Origin of the sequence: Microbacterium sp. LWH3-1.2, from assembly GCF_040675855.1 — a bacterium.
Lineage (GTDB): Bacteria > Actinomycetota > Actinomycetes > Actinomycetales > Microbacteriaceae > Microbacterium.
Genome location: NZ_JBEGIK010000001.1, coordinates 1171583 through 1197756, shown reverse-complemented (window position 1 = coordinate 1197756; position 26174 = coordinate 1171583). Strand labels below are relative to the sequence as shown.

The 26174-nt window shown below is 69.4% G+C and carries 22 protein-coding genes and 3 tRNA genes; 12 read left to right on the top strand and 13 right to left on the bottom strand.

The window, feature by feature from the left end:
• Window positions 1-106 precede the first annotated feature (106 nt).
• Window positions 107-658 (bottom strand): hypoxanthine phosphoribosyltransferase, encoded by a 552-nt coding sequence (hpt, locus tag MRBLWH3_RS05615; RefSeq protein WP_363429491.1) that lies wholly within the window; start codon window positions 656-658, stop codon window positions 107-109.
• A 14-nt stretch (window positions 659-672) separates the two neighbouring features.
• Window positions 673-1671, bottom strand: a complete 999-nt coding sequence (gene tilS / locus MRBLWH3_RS05610) for a tRNA lysidine(34) synthetase TilS (RefSeq protein ID WP_363429489.1) — start codon at window positions 1669-1671, stop codon at window positions 673-675.
• A 73-nt stretch (window positions 1672-1744) separates the two neighbouring features.
• Here tilS and ppa point away from each other — a divergent pair, with 73 nt between their 5' ends.
• A complete protein-coding gene (ppa, locus tag MRBLWH3_RS05605; RefSeq protein WP_363429488.1) occupies window positions 1745-2278 on the top strand; it encodes an inorganic diphosphatase in 534 nt (177 codons plus the stop codon).
• Between the two features lie 67 nt (window positions 2279-2345).
• On the opposite strand, the gene MRBLWH3_RS05600 is transcribed toward ppa, so the two are convergent.
• A complete protein-coding gene (locus tag MRBLWH3_RS05600) occupies window positions 2346-3725 on the bottom strand; it encodes a peptidoglycan DD-metalloendopeptidase family protein (RefSeq protein WP_363429486.1) in 1380 nt (459 codons plus the stop codon).
• 249 nt (window positions 3726-3974) lie between these two features.
• On the opposite strand from MRBLWH3_RS05600, the gene MRBLWH3_RS05595 reads away from it, so the two are divergent.
• From MRBLWH3_RS05595 to MRBLWH3_RS05580, 4 genes are all read left to right on the top strand, one after another.
• A tRNA-Glu gene (locus MRBLWH3_RS05595) sits at window positions 3975-4047 on the top strand.
• 20 nt (window positions 4048-4067) lie between these two features.
• Window positions 4068-4141: transfer RNA gene (locus MRBLWH3_RS05590), tRNA-Asp, on the top strand.
• A gap of 77 nt (window positions 4142-4218) precedes the next feature.
• A tRNA-Phe gene (locus MRBLWH3_RS05585) sits at window positions 4219-4291 on the top strand.
• A 345-nt stretch (window positions 4292-4636) separates the two neighbouring features.
• Complete coding sequence (locus tag MRBLWH3_RS05580; protein WP_363429484.1) at window positions 4637-4762, top strand: hypothetical protein; 126 nt, start codon at window positions 4637-4639, stop codon at window positions 4760-4762.
• A 59-nt stretch (window positions 4763-4821) separates the two neighbouring features.
• Here MRBLWH3_RS05580 and MRBLWH3_RS05575 read toward each other — a convergent pair whose 3' ends face one another.
• On the bottom strand, window positions 4822-5535 hold the full coding sequence (locus MRBLWH3_RS05575) for a ThuA domain-containing protein (RefSeq protein WP_363429482.1): 714 nt from the start codon (window positions 5533-5535) through the stop codon (window positions 4822-4824).
• A 90-nt stretch (window positions 5536-5625) separates the two neighbouring features.
• On the opposite strand from MRBLWH3_RS05575, the gene MRBLWH3_RS05570 reads away from it, so the two are divergent.
• Window positions 5626-6645 carry a LacI family DNA-binding transcriptional regulator gene (locus tag MRBLWH3_RS05570; RefSeq protein ID WP_363429480.1) on the top strand — a complete coding sequence of 340 codons (1020 nt, stop codon included), beginning with the start codon at window positions 5626-5628 and terminating at the stop codon, window positions 6643-6645.
• A gap of 10 nt (window positions 6646-6655) precedes the next feature.
• Here the strand turns inward: MRBLWH3_RS05570 and MRBLWH3_RS05565 are convergent, their stop codons facing one another.
• A complete protein-coding gene (locus MRBLWH3_RS05565; RefSeq protein ID WP_363429478.1) occupies window positions 6656-8494 on the bottom strand; it encodes a beta-L-arabinofuranosidase domain-containing protein in 1839 nt (612 codons plus the stop codon).
• Between the two features lie 65 nt (window positions 8495-8559).
• Between MRBLWH3_RS05565 and MRBLWH3_RS05560 the strand changes: the two genes are divergently transcribed.
• Entirely contained in the window at window positions 8560-10746 is a 2187-nt protein-coding gene (locus MRBLWH3_RS05560; protein WP_363429476.1) for an alpha-galactosidase, read from the top strand.
• 23 nt (window positions 10747-10769) lie between these two features.
• Here MRBLWH3_RS05560 and MRBLWH3_RS05555 read toward each other — a convergent pair whose 3' ends face one another.
• The 6 genes from MRBLWH3_RS05555 to MRBLWH3_RS05530 form a co-directional block, all read right to left on the bottom strand.
• The gene (locus MRBLWH3_RS05555; protein WP_363429474.1) at window positions 10770-11852 is read right to left on the bottom strand and encodes a Gfo/Idh/MocA family protein; all 1083 of its coding nucleotides are present in this window, start codon (window positions 11850-11852) and stop codon (window positions 10770-10772) included.
• Complete coding sequence (locus tag MRBLWH3_RS05550) at window positions 11849-12604, bottom strand: ThuA domain-containing protein (RefSeq protein ID WP_363435323.1); 756 nt, start codon at window positions 12602-12604, stop codon at window positions 11849-11851. The genes MRBLWH3_RS05555 and MRBLWH3_RS05550 overlap by 4 nt, the downstream gene beginning before the upstream one ends.
• A gap of 32 nt (window positions 12605-12636) precedes the next feature.
• Window positions 12637-14958, bottom strand: a complete 2322-nt coding sequence (locus tag MRBLWH3_RS05545; RefSeq protein ID WP_363429472.1) for a beta-glucosidase family protein — start codon at window positions 14956-14958, stop codon at window positions 12637-12639.
• Window positions 14958-15866 (bottom strand): carbohydrate ABC transporter permease, encoded by a 909-nt coding sequence (locus tag MRBLWH3_RS05540; protein WP_363429470.1) that lies wholly within the window; start codon window positions 15864-15866, stop codon window positions 14958-14960. The genes MRBLWH3_RS05545 and MRBLWH3_RS05540 overlap by 1 nt, the downstream gene beginning before the upstream one ends.
• Window positions 15866-16855 (bottom strand): carbohydrate ABC transporter permease, encoded by a 990-nt coding sequence (locus MRBLWH3_RS05535; RefSeq protein ID WP_363429468.1) that lies wholly within the window; start codon window positions 16853-16855, stop codon window positions 15866-15868. Before MRBLWH3_RS05535 ends, MRBLWH3_RS05540 begins: the two co-directional genes overlap by 1 nt.
• 62 nt (window positions 16856-16917) lie before the next feature.
• The gene (locus tag MRBLWH3_RS05530) at window positions 16918-18198 is read right to left on the bottom strand and encodes an extracellular solute-binding protein (RefSeq protein WP_363429466.1); all 1281 of its coding nucleotides are present in this window, start codon (window positions 18196-18198) and stop codon (window positions 16918-16920) included.
• 266 nt (window positions 18199-18464) lie between these two features.
• Here MRBLWH3_RS05530 and MRBLWH3_RS05525 point away from each other — a divergent pair, with 266 nt between their 5' ends.
• From MRBLWH3_RS05525 to MRBLWH3_RS05510, 4 genes are all read left to right on the top strand, one after another.
• Window positions 18465-19466, top strand: coding sequence for a LacI family DNA-binding transcriptional regulator (locus MRBLWH3_RS05525; protein ID WP_363429464.1), 1002 nt, complete (start codon window positions 18465-18467; stop codon window positions 19464-19466).
• A gap of 2 nt (window positions 19467-19468) precedes the next feature.
• Complete coding sequence (locus tag MRBLWH3_RS05520; RefSeq protein ID WP_363429462.1) at window positions 19469-20350, top strand: nucleoside hydrolase; 882 nt, start codon at window positions 19469-19471, stop codon at window positions 20348-20350.
• A gap of 228 nt (window positions 20351-20578) precedes the next feature.
• The gene (locus tag MRBLWH3_RS05515; RefSeq protein WP_363429460.1) at window positions 20579-23062 is read left to right on the top strand and encodes a glycosyl hydrolase family 95 catalytic domain-containing protein; all 2484 of its coding nucleotides are present in this window, start codon (window positions 20579-20581) and stop codon (window positions 23060-23062) included.
• Between the two features lie 3 nt (window positions 23063-23065).
• Window positions 23066-24391 (top strand): enolase C-terminal domain-like protein, encoded by a 1326-nt coding sequence (locus MRBLWH3_RS05510; RefSeq protein WP_363429458.1) that lies wholly within the window; start codon window positions 23066-23068, stop codon window positions 24389-24391.
• On the opposite strand, the gene MRBLWH3_RS05505 is transcribed toward MRBLWH3_RS05510, so the two are convergent.
• The gene (locus MRBLWH3_RS05505; RefSeq protein WP_363429456.1) at window positions 24381-25142 is read right to left on the bottom strand and encodes a FadR/GntR family transcriptional regulator; all 762 of its coding nucleotides are present in this window, start codon (window positions 25140-25142) and stop codon (window positions 24381-24383) included. The genes MRBLWH3_RS05510 and MRBLWH3_RS05505 overlap by 11 nt on opposite strands.
• A 228-nt stretch (window positions 25143-25370) precedes the next feature.
• On the opposite strand from MRBLWH3_RS05505, the gene MRBLWH3_RS05500 reads away from it, so the two are divergent.
• Window positions 25371-25622, top strand: a complete 252-nt coding sequence (locus MRBLWH3_RS05500) for an SCO7613 C-terminal domain-containing membrane protein (protein WP_363429454.1) — start codon at window positions 25371-25373, stop codon at window positions 25620-25622.
• 9 nt (window positions 25623-25631) lie between these two features.
• Here MRBLWH3_RS05500 and MRBLWH3_RS05495 read toward each other — a convergent pair whose 3' ends face one another.
• Entirely contained in the window at window positions 25632-26147 is a 516-nt protein-coding gene (locus MRBLWH3_RS05495) for a glycine cleavage system protein R (RefSeq protein ID WP_363429452.1), read from the bottom strand.
• Between the last annotated feature and the right edge of the window lie 27 nt (window positions 26148-26174).

Here is a 26174-nt window from a genome sequence, read left to right as displayed (position 1 = left end):
CGGACGGGAAAACCCCCGTCGGCGGTTGAATCAGGGTATCGCGCGATTCCTCAGCGCCGTCTGTGCATTCGCCCCGGGCGTAATCACAGTCCGCCGGGTGCGCAGCTCAGCTGTAGACGTGGGGCGCGAGCACGGCGACGTCGCGCAGGTTGCGGTACTTCTCGGCGTAGTCGAGGCCGTAGCCGACGACGAACTCCGTGGGGATGTCGAAGCCGACGTACCGGCAGCGCACCTCGACCTTGGCGGCCTCGGGCTTGCGCAGCAGCGCGAAGACCTCGACGGATGCCGCCCCGCGGGCCGCGAAGTTGTCCAGCAGCCAGCTGAGGGTGAGGCCCGAGTCGATGATGTCCTCGACGATCAGCACGTGCTTGCCGAGGATGTCGGTGTCGAGGTCCTTGCGGATCTGCACGACACCGCTGGACTTCGTGCCGGCGCCGTACGACGAGACGGCCATCCAGTCCATCGTGACGTGCTTCTCGAGCGCGCGCGAGAAGTCGGCCATGACCATGACCGCGCCCTTGAGCACGCCGACCAGCAGAAGGTCTTCGTCCGCGTAGTCGTCTGCGACCTGCGCCGCGATCTCATCGAGCTTGGCTCGGATCTCCTCCTCGGTGACGAGGACTTCGGTGATGTCGCTGGAGACGTCGGCCGCGCGCATGGAGAAGAGTCTATTCAGACGCGGGCCGAGAACTCGATCCGTCCGCCGATCCGGCGGGCGCGGCATCCGGGCAGGTCGATCGGCCCCTGACCCGCCCAGTCCGTGACCAGGCGCGCCACCTCGAGCGTCTGCATCCGCGTGAGGCTCTCGTGGAACTCGCTCGCCACCACGTGCCGGATGATGCGGTTTCGCAGGGCCGCCGGATTTGCGGCGAGCGCGGCCACCGACACCGAGATGCCGGCCTCGGCGTGCTCGACGATGTCTTCGATCGTCTCGTCGATCATCTCGTCGAAGGCCTCGGCGTCCTCGCGCAGCTGCGCCGCGGTGCGCGCGAGCGCCTCGGCGATTCCCGGCCCGAGCTCGGACTCCAGGACCGGCAGCACGGCAGCGCGCACACGCGCGCGCGCGAAGCGCGGGTCGGCGTTGTGGGGGTCGTGCCACGGCTCGAGGCCTTCGGCCGCGCACGCGGCCAGAGTGGTGGCGCGGCGCACGCCGAGCAGCGGACGCACGAGGGCGATCTCGTCGACGACGGATGCCTCGGCCATGCCCTGCAGGCTGGCGGCCCCCGCGCCGCGGGCCAGGCCGAGCAGCACCGTCTCCGCCTGGTCGTCCAGCGTGTGGCCGGTGAGGATGGCGGCCGCGCCGACGGCCCTGGCACCATCGGCGAGGGCGCGGTAGCGCGCGCCGCGCGCTGCGGCCTCGGGACCGCCCGCGACCCCGACCGCGACGCGCACGACGCGGGCATCGAGCCCGAGGGCCTCGGCCTTCGCCGCCGCGGAGGTGGCAGCATCCGTCGATCCGTCCTGGAGGCCGTGGTCGACGGTGAGCGATGCCGCGCGGAGACCGAGCTTCGGGGCTTCGAACGCCATTGCGGCTGCCAGGGCGAGGGAGTCGGCACCGCCTGACAGCGCGACGAGTACGGTCGTGCCGGGTTCGAGACCGGTGAGGACCCGGCGCACCGCGAGCCGCACCTCGGCGACGGCGGGGTCGAGTCCGGGTCTGCGCTCCTCCACCAGCCCACCGTACCCGCGACGTGCCGCGACTAGGCTGGTCGCGGCAATCCACAGTCTTCGAAGGAGCACCACTATGGGCGCGTACGACGCCGTCATCGAGATCCCGCGCGGCAGCCGCGTGAAGTACGAGGTCGACCACGGCACGGGCCGCGTGTTCCTCGACCGCATCCTCTACACGCCCATGGGCTACCCCACCAACTACGGGTTCTTCGAGAACACCCTCGGTGAGGACGGCGACCCGCTCGACGTTCTGGTGATCCTCGACGTCGACCTGGCGCCCGGCATCCTCGCGAGCGTGCGTCCCGTCGGCGTGCTCAAGATGAGCGACGAGGCCGGCGGCGACGACAAGGTCGTCGCGGTGCTCGCCAAGGACCCGCGGTGGGCCCACATCCAGGACGTCGGCGACATCTCCGAATACCTGCAGAAGGAGATCGCGCACTTCTTCGAGCACTACAAGGACCTCGAGCCCAACAAGTGGGTCAAGGTCGACGAGTGGGCGAACGCCGCCGAGGCCGAGCGACTGGTCGGCGAGGCCTTCGACCGCTTCAAGGAGCACGACGCCGAGACCCGCACGCAGGGTGAGGGCGTCGCCCCCAGCACGCTCTGACCTGTCTTCTCATGCGAGAACCGGATGCCGCGGCATCCGGTTCTCGTCGTTTCAGGCGTGTTGTCGGTCAGACCGAGATGCCGCGCTCCGCCATGAAGTTGATGGGATTCGTCGTGCCGCCGTTGACGTAGGTCTCGAAGTGCAGGTGGCAGCCGAACGAGTTGCCGGTGTTGCCCTCGCTCGCGATGAGCTGGCCGGCGTTCACCCACTGCCCGACGCCGACGAAGATGCCGCCCGAGCGGATGTGGCCGTAGCCGGTGCCGATGCCGCCGCCGTGGTCGATCTTGATGTAATTGCCGTAGCCGCCGTTCCAGCCGGCGTAGACGACGCGACCCGCCGATGCGGCGTAGATCCCCGAACTGCAGCCGGCCGCGAGGTCGACGCCGTAGTGGAAGCCGCTGGAGCAGTAGCTGTTGCCGCACTGCACGGTGCGGGGGCCGTAGCCGGAGCTGCGCCAGCCGGACGAGGGTCGCGCCCAGCCCGAGCCGACGACGGCTCCTCCGCCGCCACTGCCGCCTCCACCGCCACCGCCACCGCCCTGGTTCTGCTGGGCGAGGCGCTCCGCCTCGGCGCGCGCTGCTGCCGCCGCGGCCTGCCGCTGTCGCTCCTCTTCCTCCTTGCGGAGGCGCTCACCCTCTTGGTAGTCCGCGATGGTCTTCGCCGTCGCGTCCTGCAGGGCCGCGAGCTGTGCCTCGAGTTCGCCGCGCTTCGCGTTCTGCGCGTCGAGCGCGGCCTGCGCCTCGTCGGCGGCCTTCTGCGCGGCGACCATCTTCTCTTCGGCAATCTTCTGCAGCCGGTCGCGCTCGGCGCGCTGCACGGCTGCCTGGTCGCTCAGGCTCTGCGCCGAGTCGCGTGCGGTGACGGCCTGCGCGTACACGTCCTGGTTGCGCTGGACGAGCTTGTCCATCGTGCCCAGTCGCGCCAGCAGGTCGTCGGCGCCCGCGGCCGAGCCCGCGAAGAAGAGCTCCAGCGACGTGTCGTCGCCCCCGTTGCGATAGAGCTGCGCCGCGACCCGGCCGGCCTTGTTCGCGGCCTCCAGCGCGGCTCCGGCCTGCTCGTCGGCCTGCTGCTGCAGCTGGTCCGCTCGCAGAGCCGCGTCGAAGTACGCCTGCTGAGCCACGTAGAACTCGTCGGCGAGCTGCTGCGCGACCTGCTGCTTCGCGGCGACGTCGGCCTCGAGCCCCGCGATCAGCTGCTGGATCTTCGTGATCTCGGCGGCTTTGGCCGTCTCGTTGTTCTTCGCGGCGACGACGTCGTCCCACGACGGGTAGTCGGCGGCGAACGCGGGAGCGACGCGCGGGCCGAGCGTTCCGCCGGCGGCGCCGAGCACCGCGACACCGAGGATGCCGAGCCCGAGCGCCGTGCGCCGGTTCATCGACGGCCAGAGCCGCCGCTGCTCACGGGCGGATGGAGCGCACCCGCAGTCCACGGAGGTGTCGTCGGACACGGCCTGATCAGTGGCGTTTTCGGGCTGCACCGGATCCCTCCCTCGCGGCGTCAACTCGTTTCACACTAGCAACATCAGTAACATGTGCAACCCCCCAGAGGTGGACGGCGACCGCCGCCTCGGGTAGCGGTCACCCGGTCAGTGTGCGCCTCTGCGAGAAGTTGCACAAGGGCGGCGCGCCCTCGATTCGCGTTTTCGCGGGGAGTTACGTATGCTTGGTCCTCGGCAGTGAGCCCCAAAGGTTCACCCGGCCCCATCGTTTAGCGGCCTAGGACGCCGCCCTTTCACGGCGGTAGCACGGGTTCGAATCCCGTTGGGGTCACTCAATAACTCAACAAGCATGGCCCTGTAGCGCAGTTGGTTAGCGTGCCGCCCTGTCACGGCGGAGGTCGCGGGTTCAAGTCCCGTCAGGGTCGCTCCGAGCGACGGGCCCTTTTTTCGAAGAGGGCCTTTCGTCTAGGACGCGGCAGGTCTTGTATAAGAGATGCCGCAAGGCTCTGTAGCTCAGTTGGTAGAGCGTTCGACTGAAAATCGAAAGGTCACCGGATCGATGCCGGTCGGAGCCACTGAAACCCCCGCGTAGCTTCTACATCGCGGGGGTTTCGTCATTCCCGGCCCCGTCGACCGCCTGCCTCAGCCATCGGCTCGAGACGGGAGCGTCTCCTCCGGCCCCTCGATCCAGGCCGCACGAGGGGCCGGGTCCTGCCGCGAGCGGCGGCTGCGGCGAGTGCGGCATTCGCGCACCCACGAGCCGGCGCGTCCCGGTGCGACGACGTCGGGTATTCGTCCACCAGCCGGGTCCAGCGCAGCGCTGCCGCCCGGGCTCTCGGCCGCGACGCGGTCGAGCCGATCCCGGATGCCGCCGCCGCCATCAGCTCGTCCTTGGAGCCGAAGTGCTTGTGGAATCCGCCATGGTTGAGGCCCGCGGCCGACATGGCCTCTCGCTGGCCCTCGGCGTGACCGCGCGCTGGTGCGGCGCCGTCGTCGTCCTCCTCGCGACGGCGGCGACCGTGTTCCGTGTGCGCACGGCGGGTTGACGCCCGGGCTGCGGGTCCGGACCCATCCCGCGTCATCTATCACGGCCAGGCCGCCGTGGTCATGGACGGCGAGTCGCCCAGAGCATTCCCCGTTCGATGATGGTGCGGACGCTGACGTCGCGCAGGACGGACAGACTGTGACCGGGGGTCGCGACGAAGACGCGACCCTGACCCCACTCGCGCGTCCACACGGCGGGCGAGGTGATGGGGCGATGCCAGGGGTGGTACGGCTGGACTGGATGAGTGGTCGTGGCCAGCACGTCGTTGAGGTCGTCGGTGAGCACCCAGTACTGCTCGGTGCGGAGGGTGAAGTCCTCGACGCCGACCATGATCTCGTGCGAGCGCCCGAGGTCCGTGAGGTCGACCGTGTAGCAGAGGAAGTTGTCGGCCTCGACGCCCTCGCGCGCGTCCGGGTGCCTGGACGGGTGGGTGGCGAACTGACCGCCGATCAGCTGCAGGTAGTCGGAGCTGTTCCGGTACGAGTCGGCGATGCCGCCGTGCCAGCCGGCCAGGCCGGTGCCGCGTTCGACGGCGCCGCGCAGGCCGGCGAGCGCATCGGCCGAGATCTCGGACATCGTCACGCACTGCAGGATCAGGTCGGTGCGGTTCATCACCTCACGGTCGGCGTAGACCTCATTGGACTCCTCGATGCGCACGTCGAAGCCCTGCTGCTCCAGGAACGGCACGAAGATCTCGGTCGCCTCGACGGGTCGGTGACCCTCCCATCCACCGCGCACGATCAGGGCGCGGCGTCCCTCGTATGTCGTCGTCATCGACTTCATCCTCCGCATCGACGGGTGCTACGCCGTCACACTGCCACCGCGCGGAAGCGAAGCGTATGAACTTTGCGCAAAAATGGCTCTATGAGCGACGGCGCACGTGTGACCCTCAGTGCGGTGGCCGAACACGCAGGGGTGAGTGTCGCCACGGCGTCGCGGGCGCTCCGCGCGCGGGGCGAGATGGCCGCCGAGACGCGAGCTGCAGTCCTCCGCGCGGCGGCCGAGCTCGGTTACCCCGGCACCGGTGCGGGGCGGGGCCGGCCGCGCCGTGGCACCTCGTTGATGTTCGACCTCGTCCTCGGGCACTTCCACGACCCGTACACCGAGGAGATCACCGCGGGAGCCCGCACCACCGCTTCGTCGCTCGGCTACGACCTCGTGCTGACAGCCGAGCGGGACGACCCCGCGCACGACTGGCCCGAACGCATCCGTTCCCGCGGCTCCGCCGGCGTCGTCGTCGGACTCATCACCCCCACGAGCACGCAGATCCTCGCGATGCACCGCGCCGGCATCCCCCTCGTGCTGATGGAGCCCCCCTCCGAGTCGTCCAGGCCGCTGCCGAGCGTCCGCACGACCGACCGGGCGGGTGGTTCGGCGGCCGCCGAGCACCTCATCTCCCGGGGAGCCCGTCGCTTCATCGTCATCGGCGGCGCACCCTCGTACCGGTACGGACGCGCGCGTGTCGACGGGTTCACCGCAGCCCTGGGCGAGCTCGCGCCCGGAGCGCCGTGCGTACGGACGAGCGCCGACTGGAGCGCGTGGGACGCTCGCCGTGCGTGCGCACGGGCACTGTCGGAGCTCGGCGGCGAAGGCCCCGTGGGGATCTTCGCCTGCTCGGACGAGATGGCCGCCGGCGCTTATCGGGCGGTCACCGACAGCGGGCTCGGCATCCCCCGCGACGTGCTCGTGGTCGGCTTCGACGACGTTCGGGGGGCGCGTTGGCTGCAGCCGTCGCTCACGACCATCCGCCAGCCCATCCGCGAGATGGCCGCGACCGCAGTGCGTCTTCTGGCCCGCTCCGCAGCCGGGGATGAGGTGGCGCCCGAGGCGATCGTCATGCCGACCGAGCTCGTCGAACGCGGCTCGACCCGCACCGCGATGTAGGTCGGCGAAGCTACGCCGAGCGCACCGGGAAGTACACCGAGTAGCGCTCGTCGACCACCTCGTGCAACGGCACGAACCGGATCGCCTGGGACTGCCCCACGCTTCGATAGCGCGTGAGCCATTGAGTCCACTGCCGCTCGTCATCGGGCGCGAGCATCGTAGCCGCGTCGTCCGAATCACCGATGAGCGCCACTTCGCGATCGACCAGGCCCGCCAGGACGGTCGGACCCTCCACGAAGGCGACTGTCGCCGGCTCGTCGGGGATCGGCACCGTCCGTACGACGAACGGGAACTCCACCGCGATCTCGGTCTCGCCGCCGGGATGAGCGACGTCGAGCCACCGGTCCGCGCGCTGCCAGGACGCCTCGGTGTGCACGCGGGGTTCGGCCGAGATCCACGCCGGCACGCGCAGACGCACCTGACTCGCGCTTCCTGTGACGGTGACGCGCACGCGAAGCGCCCGCGGACGATGACGGTCGCCGCCCGGTCCGGCATTGGCGTCGGGACCGACGTACCGCGCGTCGTCGAGGACGACGATGTCGATGCGTGCGCCCCGGTCGGGGAAGTCACCCCGGACCGGCACGTACTGCGCCACCGTCAAGGCGCCGCCCGGTGCGGCGTAGAGGGCAGACTGAGCATGACGGGTGTGCGCCTGCACGAGCGTGCCGTGGCAGCACCAGAAGTCCTCGGTGGGGCTGCCCCACTCCTTGCGTGCGCCGCCTTCGAGCGGGAGGAAGTACGCCACCATGCCGGTGCGCGGGTTCTGCTGTGCGAGCAGGCCGTTGTGCAGGTTGGTCTCGATGTAGTCCAGCGCCTCGACATCTCCGGTCCAGCGGAAGACCACGTCCGCCAGCCGGATCATGTTGTACACCGAGCAATGCTCCTGGGTCTTCGACCCCCGGCGGGCGGCGAACGCGAAGGGCGGCGTCCAGATCTCTCCCGAGGTCTGCCCGCCGGTGCAGAACGTGCCGCGCTCCACGACCGCGGACCGCCAGTACGCGGTCACGACGTCGCGCCACCGCCCCTCTCCGGTGACCTCGTAGGCGCGGGCGGCCCCGAGCACCTCGGGGATCGTGGTGTTGGCGTGCATGTTCGTGAGCACGTCGTCGCCCGCCCGCAGCGGGTCGAAGACAGCGCCGTGCCAGTAGCGGTCGAGCAGCTCGCGGTACTGCTCGTCACCGGTGGCCTCGAGCAGGTCAGCCCACACCTCGAGCATTCCACCCGTCTCGACATCGAGGATCCGCTGGAAGCTCGCGGTGTCGAACCCGCGCGCCCACCGGGCGATCGCCGCCGCCGCGCGGTTCGCGATCGCGAGGGCGCGCTCGTCGCCGAGGTCCCGCCATACGTCCATCAGCCCCATGAAGGTCTTGTGGATCGCGTACTGGGGCGCCCACGTCTCGCGGCCTTCGCCCAGTCGCCGCAGAAACGACTCGGGGGTGGCGAACACCCATTCCCCGCCGTTCTCGTCCTGGCACCGCTCCAATGCAGCCACAACGTTCTCGAGGCGGCCTCGCAGCACCGGGTCCCCGGTGGTGGCGATTTCGCGCGCCGCCGCCGACATCCAGTGACCGAGGAAGTGTCCCCGCAGCAGCGAGCCCGGGGTCTCCCAGCCCCAGTGCCGATCGAGTCCACGGTCGGCGACGCCGGAACGCGAGGGATGCAGGTGCCAGGCCTGGTCAGTGACCCCGGCCTCGAGAAGGTGGTTCTGCAGAAGGTTGCGCTCCGTCAGCGAGACGAGGTACTCGCGGTTGAGACGTCGGCGGTTCTCGAACGTCCCGGGCGCGAGCCTGACCCGTTCGGGCGCGAGGGCGGTTGCGGCCGGAGCGGGGGTGGCGGGGTGGAGAGTCACGTTCCTCCTGGTGAGATCGATCTCTGACTGTACTCCCCTCCCCCTTCGCCACCAAGATAGTGCGTATGAGTGATCTTCGCGTCGTCCATCTGTCGTCCGATGATGTGTCGGTGGTGGTGACCCAACGCGGCGACGAGCTGCCGGCGATCCTCCACTGGGGCGCGCGCCTGGATGTCTCGGATGACGACCTGTGCGCGCTCGCCTCCATCGATCATCGGCCCGGATTGTCCGCTGATTCGGACGTACCATACCGACCGAGTGTGCTCCCGGAACACTCGCGCGGCTGGTTCGGCAGCCCCGGACTGAGCGTGCACCGCGGTGGTCGCGCGTGGTCCCCGCGCTTCCGCGCCGCGCCGCTGCTCGTGGCGGGCACGCCGGTCCCTGTCGGTGCGATCTCGCTCGGAGCCGCGAGCATCACCGCCGAGGGGAGCGACGAATGGGCAGGGATCGGCGTCGTTGTGGAGATCGATCTCACGCCTGCCGGCCTCTTGCGCACACGAGTCGGCGTGCGCAATCTCGGCACCGTCGCGAACGACGTGGACGTCGTCGAGGCCCTCCCGGCGCTGCCGGTGCCCCTGCGCGCGAGCGAGATCCTCGACTTCACCGGCAGGTGGGCTCACGAGCGGATCCCGCAGCGCCATCCCGTCGTCCGCGGCACCCACGCTCGCGTCTCGCGCCGCGGCCGCACGGGTCTCGACGCCACCACCGTCCTCGCCCTCGGTGTGCCGGGTTTCGCCGCCGACGCCGGTGAGACATGGCTCTGTCACGTGGGTTTCAGCGGTGACCACGAGCACGCCGTGGAGCGCACCGACGGGTACCTGGCCTTCCGCGGCGGCGAGCTGCTCCTTCCCGGAGAGGTGCGCCTGAAGGCAGGCGACGAGTACGTGACGCCGTGGGTGTTCGGCGCGTACGGCGACGGGTGGGACGCGGCATCCGCGCGGTTCCATACGTATCTGCGCGATCGCAACCGCGCCGGCGACCGGCCGCGACCGGTCACCTTGAACGTGTGGGAAGCGGTGTACTTCGATCAGGATGCCGCGGCCCTGACCGAGCTGGCAGAACAGGGCGCGGCTCTCGGCGTCGAACGGTTCGTGCTCGACGACGGCTGGTTCCGGGGGCGACGGGACGACCGCTCCGGCCTCGGCGACTGGGAGCCGGATCCCGGGGCGTGGCCGGACGGACTGCGCCCGCTGGCCGATCGGGTGCGCTCGCTGGGAATGGAGTTCGGACTCTGGGTCGAGCCCGAGATGATCAACGAGGATTCCGACCTCGCCCGGGCCCACCCCGACTGGATCCTTCGAGCCCGCGACACCCTGCCCGCGCGCTACCGCTTCCAGCAGGTGCTCGACTTGACCAACCCCGATGCGTACGCGCACATCCGCGACCGACTGGACGCTCTTGTCACCGAGATCGGCGTGAGCTACCTGAAGTGGGACCACAACCGCGACCTCGTCGACGCCGGGCATCCGGCCACCGGCGCGCCCGCGGTCCACGACCAGACCATCGCGGTGTATCGGCTCCTCGACGAGCTGCGCCGCCGGCATCCCCAGCTCGAGATCGAAAGCTGCGCGTCGGGCGGGGGCCGGGTCGACCTCGGCATCCTCGAGCGCACCGACCGTATCCACCCCTCCGACAGCCATGACCCGGTCGACCGCTTCCACATCCTCGGCTGGACCGGCCTGCTCGTACCGCCCGAGATGATGGGATCGCACGTGGCCTCTGCGGTCTCCAGCACCACCGGGCGCACCTCCACACTCGCCTATCGCTGTGCCGTGGCGTTCCTCGGGCATTTCGGCATCGAGTGGGACATCCGCGAACTGAGCGGCGACGAGCGCGAGGTGCTCTCCACCTGGATCGCGCGCTGGCGTCGTCACCGCGACCTCATCTCCACCGGCCGAGCCGTGTCGGGTTCGAGCGATCTCGGCGGCCCGTCGCTGCGGGGCGTCGTCTCGCCCACCCGCGACGAGGCGATCTACGCGGTGGTGACGCCGTCGACCAGCGCCGACGCGATGGCGCACATCCGTCTTCCTGGACTGGACCCCCGTCGCCGTTACCGGCTGACGGCGAACGCCCCCGAGTCGCTCGGTCCGCCCTGGCAAGTCCCCGCCTGGCTGGGCGGGGCGACGCCGGACCGCGCCGACGACGGCAGCGCCCCCGTGCTCAGCGGCTCTGCACTCGGGGTCGTCGGGCTCGACTTCCCCGTGTTCCACCCCGAACGGGCGGCCATCCTGCACGCGGAGGCGGTCTCATGAACCGGGCCGCCGACTGACGGCGGTCAGCGCGGCGGCGCCCCGGTCCAGCTCGCGATCGCCTCGGCGAGGGCGTGGTCGCCACTCGCGCGCGCCGCCTCCGCGGCGTGTGCGGATGCCGCAGCGAAGACGTCGTCCAGATGCACGGTCTGGCCCGCCCGAGCCGAGGCGAGGGCCGCCTCGACCATCGCGAGGCTCCAGATGTTGGCGCGTACCTCGCCGGAGGGGACCGCACCGCCGTCCAGGGCGGTGACGAACTCGGCCAGCGCGGCATCGAGCCCCTCCTCCGCGTCGCCGACGGGCACTGTTCGCGGCTCGCCGTCGCGGTGCTGCGCGTGCACCCCTGATTCGCCGTCCCAGGTCACCGAGCCGGTGGCGGTGCTGGCCCGCCAGGACCCGTTCCACGAGGTCGTCAGGCCGTCGGCGCACCAGCTGCCGGAGTAGGCGAATCGGGCGCCATCCGCGAAGCGGAAGACCGCTTCTGCTGCGGCGTCCCCGCGGTACCAGCTCCATGGCGGCGAGAACTCGTCGCAGTACACCGAGACGGGGTCGGCGCCGAGCACGTATCGCGCCTGATCGAACGTGTGGATGGCCATGTCGATGAGGAGGGGAGATTCCATCTCGTCCCGGAATCCGCCGAAGCGCGGGTTCTGGAAGAACTGCGAGGTCAGCTGCGCGGCGCCCCCCGCGGCGGCCACCTCGTCGCGGAAGGAGCGGATGCCGGCGGAGTACCGCCGTGACTGGCTGGTGGCAAGCAGCACGCCGGTGAGCTCGCTCACCGCGGCGAGCGCGAGCCCGTCCGACACGGTCGGGGTGACGGGCTTCTCGCTGAGCACCGGCACGCCGTGCCGCAGGGCGGCTTCGCTCACCGCGCGGTGCGCCTCGGGGATGGTGACGTTCAGGAGCATCCCGGGGCGCCCTGCGGCGACGAAAGCCTCATCCACCGACGCCACGCACGGGATATCCCATCTCCGCTCGCCGGCGGCCGCGCGTGCGGTCCCGACCGACACGTCGACGATCGCGCTCACACGGAGGTCGTCACGACGGGCGACGGTGTCGAGCCACGCGCGTCCCATTCCTCCCGCGCCGACGACGACGACATCCCTCATGAGAGCACCTCGCCGTCCCACTCACGGGGTGTGTCGAACTCGTCCGCGCGGTGCATCGCGAGGCGGGGCACGGTGCGGGCGCGGTCCTGCCCGGCCCACGCTGCAGCATTGGCGAGGACCCGCTGGATGTCGGGCTGGTGGTAGACGGGATAGTCCTGGTCACCGGGCGAGAAGTAGAAGATTCGACCGTGGCCGCGCGAGAACGTCATGCCCGAGCGGAAGACCTCTCCCCCGGTGAAGCTGGACACGAACACCAGCTCGTCCGGGGCGGGCACGTCGAAGAACTCGCCGTACATCTCCTGCGAGGGGATCACGATCGGATGCGGCACGCCGATCGCGATCGGATGCGTCGGGGCGACCGTCCACACCAGCTCGCGATCGTCGGCCTGTCGCCAGCGCAGCGAACATGTCGTTCCCATGAGACGGATGAAGATCTTCGAGAAGTGGCCGGAGTGCAGCACCACGAGCCCCATTCCCCCGAGTACGTGGCGGTGGACACGCTCGATGACGGCGTCGTCGACGGCGTCGTGGCGCAGGTGACCCCACCAGAACAGCACGTCCGTCTCTGCGAGGCGCTCCTCGGCAAGTCCGTGCTCGGGGTCGTCGAGCGTGGCGGTCTGGACGACTGCGTCGTCCGGCAGCAGCCGGCGGAGCCCCGCCGCGATCGTGCCGTGCATGGTGTCGGGGTACAGCCGCTGCGTCGTCCCGTCATGCTTCTCGTGGTGGTTCTCCCCCCACACGAGCACGCGGATCCCTGAGGCCTGTGGTGATGTTGCCGCTGATGTCACTGTTCTGGCGTTCCTTCCGTGTCGTCCACATCCCACGCGGTCCTGCCCGCCCGAGCCAGGAGGACGCGCCGGTCTCCGGATAGACGGATCCGAGCCTCCACAGGACGGTCCGCCGCCGAGGGTCCGGCTGAGAGCACCACGACACCGGGGTCGACGGCCAGCCGGCCATCGGCCCCGGTGGCGGCCAGGCGTGCCGCCTCGAGCGTGAAGAGCACGGTGCGACGCTCGCCGGCGGGCACGCGGATGCGGGCGAAGCCGACGAGCTGAATGTCGGGGCGCACCACGGACGCCGACGGGAAGGACGCGTAGAGCTGGACGACCTCGACGCAGTCGGCGCCGCTGTTGCCGACGGTCACCGTCACCTCGGCCGCCCCCGTCGTGGGGACGATGAGCGGTGCGGACAGGTGCTCGTACGAGATCCGCCCTGGAGTGAGGCCGAAGCCGAACGGGTACAACGGCGTGGGGTCGGCGACGGTGATCCCCGCGTTGTGCAGACCCAGGGGCGGCTGCAGGTACGTGCCGCCGCCGCCGGGGGTCCGTGGGATCTGCACCGGCAGACGGCCGCTCGGGGTCACTCGTCCCGACAGGATCCCGGCGAGGGCTCCGGCCCCCTCGGCTCCGGGGAAGAACGCCTGCACGATCATGGCCGCCGCGCCGTAGGCGCCCAGGGCGTACGGCCGTCCCGAGACGACGACGAGTGTGGTCGGTGTGCCGGTCGCGAGGACCGCGCGGACGAGTTCGTCCTGGCGCCCCGGCAGACGCAGATCTTCGGCGTCGCAGCCCTCTCCCGAGGTACCGGCGCCGAACAGCCCCGCGACGTCGCCGACGACGATGACGACCGCGTCGCTGTCGCGCGCCAGGTCCACCGCCTCCTCGATCCGTGCCTGCCCGTCGCCCAGGATGGTGCACCCGGTTTCGGCGCGCACGACGGACGCGTCGAACTCGGCGCGCACCGCCTCCTCGATCGTCGGGATGGCGATGCCGGGGTCATGCCCGGGGTACTTCGTGAGCACGTGGTTGGGGAAGGCGTAGCAGCCGAGGAGGCTGCGGTACTCGGCGGCGGCGGGCCCGATGAGTCCGATGCGCGCGCCCGGTCGCAGCCCTGCAGTGCCGTCGTCCTTGAGCAGGACGATCGATTCCTCCGCCAGTCGCGACGACAGCGCGCGGTTGCGCTCTCCGTCCAGGCACACCTGCTCCGCGCCATCCGGGACGACCGCCCCGCCGTCGAGGAGTCCCGCTTCGATCTTGTGGCGCAGGTGCCGGACAGCGGCGCGATCGATGTCGCTTTCCTCGACCAGCCCTGCGCGCACGAGCCGAGGCAGGGCGGCGTACGCGACCGTCGAGGGCAGCTCGACGTCGACGCCCGCCCGGAGGGCCAGGGCGCCGGCGGCGGCGGCGTCACCGGCGACGCGGTGCATCGACACCAGGAACGGCACCGCCCAGTAGTCGGCGACGACCGTGCCGTCGAAGCCCCACTCGGTACGCAGCACGCCGTCCAGCAGTTCCCGATTGGCGGTGCTCGGGATGCCGTCGACGTCGGTGTACGAGGTCATGACGCTGCGGGCCCCGCCCTGCCGGAGCGCCGTCTCGAACGGAGGCAGCACCGTGTCGGCGAATTCGCGCGGACCCATGCTGACGGGAGCGTGGTTGCGGGCTCCCCGCGAGGCGGCATACCCCGCGAAGTGCTTGAGAGTGGCTATGACGCCGGCGCTCTCGAGGCCCGCGACGTACGCCGCCCCGAGCTGGCCGACGACATAGGGGTCTTCGCCGAGCGTCTCTTCGACGCGGCCCCAGCGGTAGTCGCGGACGACGTCGAGCACCGGGGCGAGTCCCTGGTGCACACCGATCGAGCGCATGTCCTCGCCGATCGCGCGAGCCATCTCGCGCACCAGGTCTTCGTCGAAGCTCGCGGCCCATGCCAGCGGGGTGGGAAAGGCGGTGGCGCCGAAAGCGGCGAGACCGGTCAGGCACTCCTCATGCACGAGCGCGGGGATGCCGAGCCGCTGCTGAGCCATCACCTTCTGCTGCAGCTCGCGAAGCCGGGTGACACCCTCGCGCACGGTCACCGGAGCCGTGCCGAAGACTCGGGTCAGCTGACCCAGGCCGTGGGCGAACGGGTCACCGGCCTCGGCGGCCGCGGCGTCGCCCTCGAGCTTGGGGGCGAAGGCGTCGGCGTCGTCGGTGAGCCACACCGACCCCAGCTGCGCGACCTTCTCCTCCAGGGTCAGCGCGTCGACCAGGGCCTGAGCGCGCTCGCGCGCGCTCAGCGTTGTATCGCGCCACCGACCCTCGTCGACGACGCCTGCATTCGCGCTCATCAGCCCTTGAACGCTCCGTCCATGATCCCGGCGACCATGCGCCGACCGACGAAGAAGAAGACGATCAGAAGCGGCAGGGTGGCCATGAACGATCCGCCCATCGTCAGCGCGAGGTCGATCGTGCGGTTCGCCTGCAGCTGCTTCAGGACGATCTGGACGGTGAACAGCTCGGGCGACTTCAGCACGATGAACGGCCACATGAAGTCGTTCCACACCGCCGTGAAGGTGATGAGCCCGAGCACGAATGCCGCCGGACGGACGACGGGGAAGCCGATGCGCCAGAAGATCTGCCAGCTGTTGGCCCCGTCGATGCGCGCAGCCTGCATGAGCTCGTCGTTCAGCGTCGTGGCCATGTGCTGGCGCATCCAGAAGATGCCGAAGGCGCTCGCCAGTCCCGGGACGATGATCGCCTGGAGCGTGTCGACCCAGTCGAGCCACGAGATGATGAGGTACTGCGGGATCACGCTGAGCTGCGCCGGAACCGTCATGGTCAGCAGCACGATCAGGAACAGCGCGTTCCGGCCTGGGAACTCGAGCTTCGCGAACGCGAAGCCGGCCAACGCGCACAGCAGCGAGGCGATGACCGCGATGGCCAGCGACACGATCACGCTGTTGATCAGCGATTGGAAGAACGGCACCGTGTCGAAGACCTTGCCGGCGATCTCGAAGAAGTTGAACCCGGGGTACAGCCGCGGCGGCATCGAGGTGACCGCCGATGCACCCACGGAGGCGATGACGAACATGTAGTAGAGCGGGAAGACGCTGATGAGCACCGCGATGATGAGCATCAGGTAGACCGGCCACGACACATGGCCCGCTCGGGCGCCGCGTCGGGACCGACGCTTCTTCGGACGCGCGAGCGCCTCCTGGCCCGCCAGCGGGACCGCCTGATCGATGACGTCGGACATCAGCGCGCCTTCCGGGTGCGAGTGGTCAGATAGAAGTTGATGAGCGAGACGACGACGACGATGACGAAGAGCGCCACGCCGATCGCCGAGCCGTATCCGAACTCGAACTGACCGAAGCCCTGCTCGTAGAGGAAGAGGGCGAGGGTCTGGCACTGTCGTCCGCCACCGCACGTGAGGCCGGACTCGGGGGCGACCAGCAGCGGCTCGGTGAAGATCTGCAGCCCGCCGATCGTCGACATGATGACGGTGAAAATGATGATGGGGCGCAGCGACGGGATCGTGAGATGGATGAACTGCTGCCATCCCGATGCACCGTCGACCGACGCGGCCTCATACATCTCCCGCGGAAGCGCCTGGAGCCCCGCGAGGTAGAGGAGCGTGTTGTAGCCGAACCACCGCCACATCACCATCGACGAGATCACCACCCACGAACCGACCTGCGAGGACAGGAAGTTCACGTCGGGGATGCCGAAGATGTTGAGCACCCAGTTGATGAGGCCGAAGTTGCGGTCGAAGATCTGGGCGAAGACCAGGGCGGTGGCCGCCACCGAGGTGATGTAGGGCACCAGGAGCGTCATGCGGAAGAAGTTCGCCCACTTGAGAGTGGCCTGGTTGAGCAGGTGGGCGAGTCCGAGCGCCAGCGCGAGCTGCGGGATCGTGGACAGGAGGAAGATGCCGAACGTGTTCACGAAGGCGTTCCAGAACCGGGGGTCCTGGAACAGCCGCTCGAAGTTGGCGAGTCCGACGAAGGTCTGCTCGCCGATCGGGTTCCAGTCGAAGAGCGCCACGTAGAAGGTGAAGACGAGCGGAAACAGCCCGAAGACGGCGAAGATGACGAAGAACGGCGCGATGTAGAAGTAGGGCGCGATGCGCTCGCCGATGCTCTGGCGGATGCGCGACGGTGGGCGGTCGCGACGGCGCGTCTTGCGCACGGAGATGACGGTGGCGGTGGCGGTCGCCGTGGTGGTCGCGGAAGCGGTGACGGTCATGGTCCTCGGCCTCGGTCGGGACGGTGGCCCGGGCTGGCCCGGGCCACCGTCTGTCGAAGGGGTCAGCCCCCGAGGGCTGCTTTCGCGCTGTCGAGTCCCCGCTGCCAGGCATCCTCGGGCGCGACGTTGCCCGCCTGCATGTCGACGAGGGCGTTCAGGAGCGCAGCGCCGATCGCGCTGGTGTCCGGTCCGTTGTAGAACGACTGGAAGTTCAGGACCGACTCGCTCATGATCTGACCGATCGGGGAGTCGCCGTAGAACGGGTCGGTGTAGCTCTTGACCTCATCGCTTTCGAGGGCCGCCTCGGCCGCGGGGAAGGTGCCCGTCGTGGCGAAGTGCTCGGTCTGCCCCTCCGGCGACAGCATCGTCTCGATGTACTGCCAGGCGGCCTCTTTGTTCTCGGCTCGGGCGGGGATCGCGATGACGCTGCCACCCCAGTTGCCGCCGACCCCCGGGATGGAGGCGATGCGCCACTTTCCCTCGGTGTCGGGCGCGTCGTTCTTGAGGCCCGAGAGGATCCACGACGGCGCAGTGGTGACGGCGAAGGCACCGTTGGCCTTGCCGGGCGCCCAGCCCGACGACCAAGCCGGGATGTCGGCACTGAGCCCCGCTTGATAAGCGCGCACCGCGACGTCGAACGCTTCCTCGACCTCGGGGTTGGTGTCGTAGATCAGGTCGCCCTCGGGCGTGTAGTACTTCTGGCTCACCTGGTTGACCGTCGAGAAGAAGACCGATGTCTCGACGTTGTCGACGAACGGCTCTCCGGTGGCTTCGGTGTAGCGCTCGCCCATGGCGATGAAGTCGTCCCACGTCGACCACATCTTCGCCACCTCGGCCGGGTCGGTGGGAAGGCCCGCCTTCTCGAACAGGTCTGCCCGATAGGCGAAGGCCAGGCCGCCGACGTCGGTGGGGATGCCGATGATGGATCCGTCCTCGGCGGTGGCTCCGTCGATGGCCCAGTCCAGGTACCCGTCGCCGATGTCGTCGCCGCCGAGCGTGCGCAGATCGATGAAGTTGCCGGGGTTCTCGACGAACTTTGGCAGGTCGTCGTTCTGGATCATGACCAGGTCGGGCACGCGGCCGCCGGCCAGGGCCGCCGTCAGCGCGGTCGCCGTCTCGGTGGTGCTGCCGACCTCCGAAAGCTTGACCTTCGCGTCGGGGTTCTTTTCGAGGTACCGGTCGACCGAGTCCTTCTGGCCGATCCCGGTGAACGACCAGAACTCGAATTCGGCGTTCGGGTCCCCGGCTTCGGAGCCGGAGCCGGACCCTCCCGAGCATCCGGAGACCAGCAGCGCGAGAGCGCCGAGGGCGGCGATGGGCAGGGCCAGTTTGCGACGATTCACAACTGCTCCTCTTCTTCGGGGGACATGTGAGAGCGGGTGATGGCGGAATCTTGCGCCGTGAGAGATCGATCTCTCATCCGCGAGCCAGAGTAGCCATGAAGGGCTCGAAAGCACAAGACCCTGCCGAAAAGCGCCTGACTTGAGAACTCCGGGGATTGAAGGCACGATGTGCCGATCGGAATGCCACGCAGGCGGAGCGGCGCGTGCAATGATCGACGTGGTCGTGAGATCGATCTACGGCCAGTGCGCATTCTCGGAGGAGAGCCATGGCCCGACCCACCATCATCGATGTCGCCCAGGCGGCGGGCGTCTCGCGCGCCACCGCCGCGCGCGTGCTCGCGGGGGCCACGAACGTCGACCCCACGATGACCGAGGCCGTGGTACGCGAGGCCCGGCGGCTGGGCTACGAGACGAACTTCGCCGCGCGAGTGCTGCGAGGGGGGAAAGCAGGCTCGATCGGACTGGTCATCGCCTTCGACGAGCTCGGCAGCCTCAGTGGCACGTTCTTCACCGCCGTGCTCAAGGGCGCCGCGAAGGGCCTGTCCGCCGGCGAGGTGCAGCCGGTTCTGCTTCCCGCCGATCACGAGGATCTCGACAGGATCCCGCGGTTCCTGCGCTCGGGAGCGCTCGACGGCGTGATCGTGATCCTGCAGCACGAGATCACCCACCTCGTCGAGAGCCTCGCCGACTCGCCCATTCCGGTCGCCTGGGTGGGCAGACCGCACGCCGACATCGGCCGGGAGCCGATCGTGATCGACTCCGACAACTACGGCGGCGGCGTCCTTGCCGCACGCGCACTCATCGAGCGCGGACGGCGTTCGATCGGGATCATCACCGGCCCCCTCGATCTCGAGCAGGCCCGCGAGCGTACGCGCGGATGGACGGACGAACTCGCCCGTCACGGCATCCCGCCCGGCCCGATCGTGCACGGCGACTTCACCCTTGACAGCGGCACTGCGGCCATGGCGCGTCTGCTCCAGCGCGCCCCCGACCTCGACGGGGTCTTCGCGTCGTCCGACCTCATGGCCGCCGGGGCGATCCGCGTCCTGCAGGCGGCCGGGCGCCGTGTGCCCACGGACGTATCGGTGGTCGGTTTCGACGATGTGCTCATCGCCAGCACATCCGACCCGCCGCTGACGACCGTCCGGCAGCCCCTGGAGGAGATGGGCAGGGCGGCGGCCGATACGCTCCTGGCGACGATCCGCGGATTGCCGGCCGAGAAGGAGCAGCTGCTGCCCACGTCGCTCGTCCGTCGCGAGTCACTCTGACGATGCCGCTCCCGCCGCACAAGGTGCTCATCAGCACGGATGCCGCGAACGAGGTCGACGACCAGTTCGCCATCGTGCATGCTCTGCTCTCGTCCGTCCTCGATGTACGGGGGATCCTCCCCGCCCATTTCGGACGACAGGGCAGCCGCGGCGAATCGCGCGCCGAGGTCGAACTCCTGCAGTCCATGCTGGGAGCATCCGGGCGCGGCGTCGTTGCCGACGGCGCGGATGGGGCGCTGGCGGACGAGAAGACGCCGCGCCCGTCGGCGGCTTCGGCTCTGATCCGGCAAGAGGCGCGATCCGACGACCGGCGCCTTCGCGTGGCCGTGCTGGGTCCACTCACCGATGTCGCGTCAGCACTGCTGGAGGACCCGGGCATCGTCGACGACGACCCGCTGATCGTGTGGATCGGCGGCCCTCCGTACGAGGGGGTCGTCGGATACTCGCCCGAGTTCAACCTGTCGAACGACGTGGCGGCTGCCAACGTCGTGCTGGCATCCGGAGTCGAGATGTGGCAGATTCCGATGTCCGTCTACACGATGATCGGGGTCGGGCACGCGGAACTCGTCGAGCGCCTCGGCGGCAGCGGTGCGCTCGCGGAGTACCTCGTCGAGCGCGTGATCGCCTTCAACGCCCGGATCGACTACGGGCCGATGGACTTCCGCTCGCTCGGCGACAGCCCGGCCATCGGCGCTCTGCTGAATCCGCTCGGCGCCCGCTGGAGCCTGCGCCCGCCGCCGCGATTCGGGGCCGACAGCGAGGTGGCCGGCACCGTCGACACCTCACACCGCATCCGCGTGTGCGAGGCCGTCGACACCCGTTGGCTCATCGAGGACATGTTCGCCAAGCTGCAGGCCTTCGGCCGAGGCGAGGTACGACTGTGAGCGCTCGACCGCATCCCGGATCCTCGATAAAGATTCAATGAATCTGGGTCCACATGCTTGTGAACATCAGAAGGTGGAGGAGAACAGGCGCATTATCTCGGCAAGTATGCGCGCGTCGCGCGGGACGGTGCCGGCTCGAGGACGTCCCGACGTGTTATTCATTGGATGATTCTCGATATCGTGGAAGCGGTGGGCTCGTCAGAGGCCACACGGGAAGGAGACAGCGTCGTGCCCCACAGAACAGGGTTCTGGAGCTCGTCGGCCGGCCTGGACTGGGAGCACGGTCTCATCGCAGGAACGGGCAGCCTGGGCGCGGTGCTCTCCGGAGCACCCGAGCGTCACGTCGTGCATGTGTGCCACGAGGAGTTCTTCGTCCCGGTGAACTCCGCCATCGCCGCGCCTCGCACGGGCCCCGTGATCGACGAGGTCCGCGCCGCCGTCCTCGCCGGCGACACCGACGCGGCAGCCGCGATCACCTCGCGGGTCGCGTGGGACGACGGGTACGAGGGACGGATGATCTGGACCGACCCGTTCGTGCCCGTCGCAGCACTGTCGTGGGTTCCGGACGAAGCGCCACGCGTGTGGACCTACCGCAGGTCCGGAGAGTTTCTGACGGGACGGGTGGAGGTCGAGTGGTCCGCCGCGGACACCGACCGCAGCGGAATCGCGATCGTGCCCGATCGCGCTGCCGGCACCCTGTTCCTCGAGTTGTCATCGAGTCGCGACATCCGAGGTGTGCTGTCCCTCGACCCCGGGGACGGCGCACGCGGAATCGGCGACTATCCCTCCACGGACTACGGCGTTTTCCTCACCGAGACGAGCGCTCTGGAACCAGGACGATGGGTCGTCGACGTGGAAGTCGACGCCGGGACCCTGCCCCCGTTCGTGCGGCAGCACCCGCCGAGTCCGTGGTCGCCGACCCGCGCCCGGCTCAGCGTCGAGCTGCCGGCGGGCCTGGACCCGCAACCCGTGGACGGCGGTGTGCGGATCCGCGTTCCTGCAGGCGCCGCGACCCGCCTGCCGATCCGCGTCGAAGTGTTCGGCGGGCTCGGGGAACCAGCCGAACCGTCAGGCGTGACGCACGCATCACTGTTCGCCGCGTGCTCGCTCGACCTCGACAGCGACATCGGCGACGACCACTCCTATGACGAGGTGCTCGAGCGCGCGCGTGAAGGAGATGCTCCGTCCGTGCTCGCCGCGATCGAGCTCGCCTTCGCCTCGGGGCGCCACACGATCCTGTCGGCGACCGGCGTGCTGCCGCCGACCCTCGTGGGGATCTGGCAGGGGACGCGGCGACCGGCCTGGTCGGGCGACTGGACCCAGAACGGCAATGTGCAGCACGGCGGCGTCGCATCGCTGGTGGCTTCGGGGACCCCGGAACTGCTCACCTCGTACCTCCGCGCCGTCTTCCGTCACACCGACCACTACGCGGAGAACGCCGAACGCGTCTTCGGCGCTCCGGGCTGGCTGCTGCCCGCGCGCTTCGACTCTCACGGCCGCAGCAACCACTTCGCCACGTCCTACCCCCACCTCTACTGGATCGCGGGTGGCGCATGGATCCTCCGGCTGGCTTGGGACCAATTCAGCGCGACCGGCGACCTCGCGACCCTCCGCGAGTATGCATGGCCGCTCGCCCAGAACGTCATGGCGTTCGCCACCGCCATCGGCCTGCCCGATGACACCGGCACGCTCCATCTTGTGCCGTCGTACTCGCCCGAGAACACGCCGGGCAATCGCACGAATCCGATCGCCGTCGACGCGACCATGGACGTCGCCGCCCTCCGCGATGCTGCGCGGCTCGCGATCCGGATCGCGGATCTCCTCGGCGAGAACGCCGATCGCGCCGCGTGGGAGTCCTTCGCGGAACGCCTTCCTCCGTATCGCGTCGCCGACGACGGCACCTTCGCCGAATGGCTCGACCCCGGCCTCGCCGAGGAGCTCGGGCACCGGCATGCGTCGCAGCTCTATCCGTTCTGGTACGAAGAGGACGACGCGGCGCAGGCCCCTGAGCTTCGTCGGGCAGCGATCGAGACCATCCGCAGGAAGCTGGCATGGCGGGACGAGCGGCCCTGGGCCGGTGAAGACGGGCGCATGGAGATGGCGTTCGGGCTGGTCGGACTCGGGCTGGCGGCCGCGCGCCTGGGAGACTCGGATGCAGCCCTGCGCTGCGTGGAGTCCCTCGCACGCGATTTCTGGCGGTCCAACGCGGTGTCGACGCACGACGGCGACTCGATCTTCAACGTGGACGCGAGCGGTGGGCTGCCGGCCGTCGTGATCGAGATGCTCGTGCAGTCGCAGCCGGGATCGCTCGTGCTGCTGCCCGCGTTGCCGGCCGCCTGGGCCTCGGGATCACTCCGCGGCGTGCGGGCGCGGGGCGGCGTCCTCATCGAGGAGTTGCGGTGGGACGCCGACGGCGCGACCGCCGTCATCCGGGCGGTTCCCGGGTCCGAGGCGGCTCGCACCCGCGAGATTCTGAACGTGAGCGGACTCGGGTCCTCCCTCACGGTGGACCTGTCGCGTGGCCCGCACACCCTCCGGCTCGGCCCCCGCACTGCATCGACCCCGCCCCGCCCTGCGAGGTCAGCTGACCGCGAGCTCGACCGCGATGAACGCCAGGTGCTGCCGGCCGGAGGGGCTATCAGGCGAACCGGACTCTCGAGACGCCACGATACATCGAATGATATTGGGTGCAACAACCTGACGGAGGAATGATTAATGGCGATCATCAGCGGTATCCGTGTGCATGACATACGCTTCCCCACGTCTCTCCTGGCCGACGGCTCCGATGCGATGAACAAGGACGGCGACTACTCGGCCGCCTATCTCGTCCTCGAGACCGACAGCGACCTGCGCGGCCACGGCTTCACCTTCACGATCGGTCGCGGAAACGATCTCTGCGCCGAGGCCGCCCGGCAACGTGCCGAGCCGCTCATCGGGCGGGATGTGGACTGCCTGCTCGACGACCTCGGCGGGGTCTACCGTGAGCTCGCCGGCGACTCGCAGCTTCGCTGGCTCGGCCCGGAGAAGGGCGTCGTCCACCTCGCCATGGCCGCGGTGATGAACGCGCTCTGGGACATGGCCGCCCGGCGTGCCGGAGTGCCCCTTTGGCGACTTCTCGTGGACATGACGCCGGAGCAGCTCGCTGATGCGGCGGATCTGAGGTATCTCTCGGATGCGCTCACCCGTGAAGAGGCTGTCGAGATACTCCGCGCGGCGGAGCCCGGGCGACAGCGCCGGATCGCGGAGCTGACCGCACGGGGCGGGTACCCGTGCTACACCACCAGCGCGGGCTGGCTCGGATACTCGGACGACAAGCTCCGGGCACTCCTCCAGGAGGCGAAGGACGAGGGTTATCGCCACTTCAAGATCAAGGTGGGTGCCGACCTCGAGGAGGACCGCCGACGCCTCCGTGTCGCTCGCGAGGTCGTCGGATGGGACGCCGAACTCATGATCGACGCCAACCAGGTGTGGGATGTCCCTCAGGCGATCGACTGGGTCAACGAACTCGCCGAGTTCCGCCCCCTGTGGATCGAGGAGCCGACCAGCCCCGATGATGTGCTGGGGCACGCCGCCATCCGCAGGGCGGTCAGCCCGATCGGCGTGGCGACCGGCGAGCACGGCATGAACCGCGTGCTGTTCAAACAGATGTTCCAGGCCGAGGCGATCGACTTCTGCCAGCTCGACTCCGCGCGCCTGGCGAGCGTGAACGAGATCCTGTCCGTCTACCTGATGGCGCAGAAGTTCGGGGTTCCGGTGTGTCCGCACGCGGGTGGCGTCGGTCTGTGCGAACTCGTGCAGCACCTGTCGATCTTCGACTTCGTCGCCGTGTCGGCGTCGCTGGACAAGCGACTCACCGAATACGTGGACCACCTGCATGAGCACTTCGTCGATCCCGTCGTCGTCTCGAACGGGCACTACGTACTGCCGTCCAACCCGGGCTACAGCGCCGAGCTGCACGAAGAGAGCATCCAGCGGTACGAGTTCCCCACCGGCAGCTACTGGCTCGACCGCAGCGCGAAGGAGGTGCTCGTCAGCCGCTAGACGACCCTGGCGGCTGATCGCCGCCCTCGACCGGATGCTGCGCCGCGAAGACTTCGACACCCAGCAGGTGCGCCGCCATCCGGATGCGCGCTCGTTCGGCGTCGCGGGTGCGGAGCGCGGCGAGGATGGCCCGGTGGTCGGCATGCGCCTCGCCGAGCGAATCGCGTTCCGTGATGGCGCGCCAGAGGCGGCCGCGAAGTGTGCGTGTCATCAGACTGTCGATCAACGCGGCGAGCGCGGGGTTGCCGCTGGCGACGGCGATGTGCCGATGGAAGGCGGCGTCCGCGTCGATGAACGCCTCGGGCTCGAGGTTGCCCGAGGCCAACTCGGAGTCGATGTCGGACAGGATCTTCTCGAGGTCGTCGAATTCGGCGTCCGTCAGCCTCACTGCCGCGAGCCCGGCGGACTCCGTCTCGAGCACGCGTCGTACGGCGAGCAGATCGACCGACTGAGTCGCCTCCTGCAGTCCAGCCCAGAATTCCAGGGGGCGCAGCAGCGAACCGGGGTCGAGCTGGGTCACGTACGTGCCGTCGCCCTGACGCGTCTCGAGCACTCCGAGGGTGGCGAGCGATCTCACCGCCTCCCGCAGGGAGCCTCGCGACACCCCGAGCTGTGCAGCGAGTTCCTTCTCGATCGGGAGCCGGTCGCCGGCCCGCAGTTCGCCGGAGGCGATCATCCGCTTGACCTGGTCGATGACGTGATTCGACCTCGAGACCGGACCCGGTGAAAGGCTTTCAGTCTTAGCTGCCACGCGATCAGTGTATGCGCGGTCATGTCGCGATTCGTTCAATCAATGCGCCCGTGAGCCCATACATTGAGTCATCCGCGGCAACCCGCCTCACCCTTCGCACCGCGGTGGTGACGTCAGCTCGCACGCGTCCGCGAGAGACGCAGGATCGACCGCAGTCCCGCCATGCATCCGCCTGCTGTGGAGTTCGCATCCGCTAGCACGTACATATATTGATCCGATGTTTACCGTATGCACGTCGGCGTCGGGCGTCGCCCAATCCCAGCGGCCGTCCGGCCCGGCGATGTAGCCATCGGGATCGTCGTGCTGCCGGTCGAGAACGTGCTCGCGTTCATGGTGCAGATCGGGCGCGGCATCGAGGCGATGCCCTGGTGGATCACCCTGTCGGTGGTCGGCGCGGTGCTGCTCATCATCGCCGTCGGCTACGAGCGGCGGGCCGGCGACGGCGACGGGCTCGCTGCCCGGCTCCGCGACCTCGCCTGACGGCGGGGGTCATGGCTCGAGCGTGACGTCGACCTGGATCTCGCTCGCGAGGCGCTCGAGCTCGCGGGTGAGGGCGTCCAGATCGACGGATGCCGGCACCCTGGCCTTCACCGTGGCCTCGAACAGCCGGCCGCCGTACATGGCCGCCTCCCGAGTCTCGGTGGTCATGCGGTCGATGTTGATGTCGTGGGAGCGCAGGACTGTCGTCATCTCCCGGACGATCCCCGGATGGTCGTTGCCGATCACCTGGAGGGTGATCGGGCGCATGGCGGCAGCCTCCGCGGAGGGCTCGGAGCCTGTGCTGACCGTGACAGAGAGGAGTCCGTCGAGCACCGACAGCGACTCACGGAGCTCGTCCGCGCGCCCCGGGACGACCGAGACCTCGACGACCCCGGCGAACACGCCCGACAGCTCGGCGAGCTGGCTGTTCTCCCAGTTCCCGCCGTGGCGGTCGACCACATCGGCGACGGCCGCGACGAGACCGGCTCGATCGCCTCCGGCAAGCGTGAGCACGAGGATCGTCATGGCTCACAGCGTACCCATCGGGCGCCG

Coding starts and splice junctions, on each gene's coding strand:
- hpt (WP_363429491.1), bottom strand. CDS start 658: ATGCGCGCGGCCGACGTCTCCAGCGACATCACCGAAGTCCTCGTCACC.
- ppa (WP_363429488.1), top strand. CDS start 1,745: ATGGGCGCGTACGACGCCGTCATCGAGATCCCGCGCGGCAGCCGCGTG.
- MRBLWH3_RS05580 (WP_363429484.1), top strand. CDS start 4,637: ATGGTTGAGGCCCGCGGCCGACATGGCCTCTCGCTGGCCCTCGGCGTG.
- MRBLWH3_RS05575 (WP_363429482.1), bottom strand. CDS start 5,535: ATGACGACGACATACGAGGGACGCCGCGCCCTGATCGTGCGCGGTGGA.
- MRBLWH3_RS05570 (WP_363429480.1), top strand. CDS start 5,626: ATGAGCGACGGCGCACGTGTGACCCTCAGTGCGGTGGCCGAACACGCA.
- MRBLWH3_RS05560 (WP_363429476.1), top strand. CDS start 8,560: ATGAGTGATCTTCGCGTCGTCCATCTGTCGTCCGATGATGTGTCGGTG.
- MRBLWH3_RS05555 (WP_363429474.1), bottom strand. CDS start 11,852: ATGAGGGATGTCGTCGTCGTCGGCGCGGGAGGAATGGGACGCGCGTGG.
- MRBLWH3_RS05545 (WP_363429472.1), bottom strand. CDS start 14,958: ATGAGCGCGAATGCAGGCGTCGTCGACGAGGGTCGGTGGCGCGATACA.
- MRBLWH3_RS05540 (WP_363429470.1), bottom strand. CDS start 15,866: ATGTCCGACGTCATCGATCAGGCGGTCCCGCTGGCGGGCCAGGAGGCG.
- MRBLWH3_RS05535 (WP_363429468.1), bottom strand. CDS start 16,855: ATGACCGTCACCGCTTCCGCGACCACCACGGCGACCGCCACCGCCACC.
- MRBLWH3_RS05525 (WP_363429464.1), top strand. CDS start 18,465: ATGGCCCGACCCACCATCATCGATGTCGCCCAGGCGGCGGGCGTCTCG.
- MRBLWH3_RS05520 (WP_363429462.1), top strand. CDS start 19,469: ATGCCGCTCCCGCCGCACAAGGTGCTCATCAGCACGGATGCCGCGAAC.
- MRBLWH3_RS05510 (WP_363429458.1), top strand. CDS start 23,066: ATGGCGATCATCAGCGGTATCCGTGTGCATGACATACGCTTCCCCACG.
- MRBLWH3_RS05500 (WP_363429454.1), top strand. CDS start 25,371: ATGCACGTCGGCGTCGGGCGTCGCCCAATCCCAGCGGCCGTCCGGCCC.
- MRBLWH3_RS05495 (WP_363429452.1), bottom strand. CDS start 26,147: ATGACGATCCTCGTGCTCACGCTTGCCGGAGGCGATCGAGCCGGTCTC.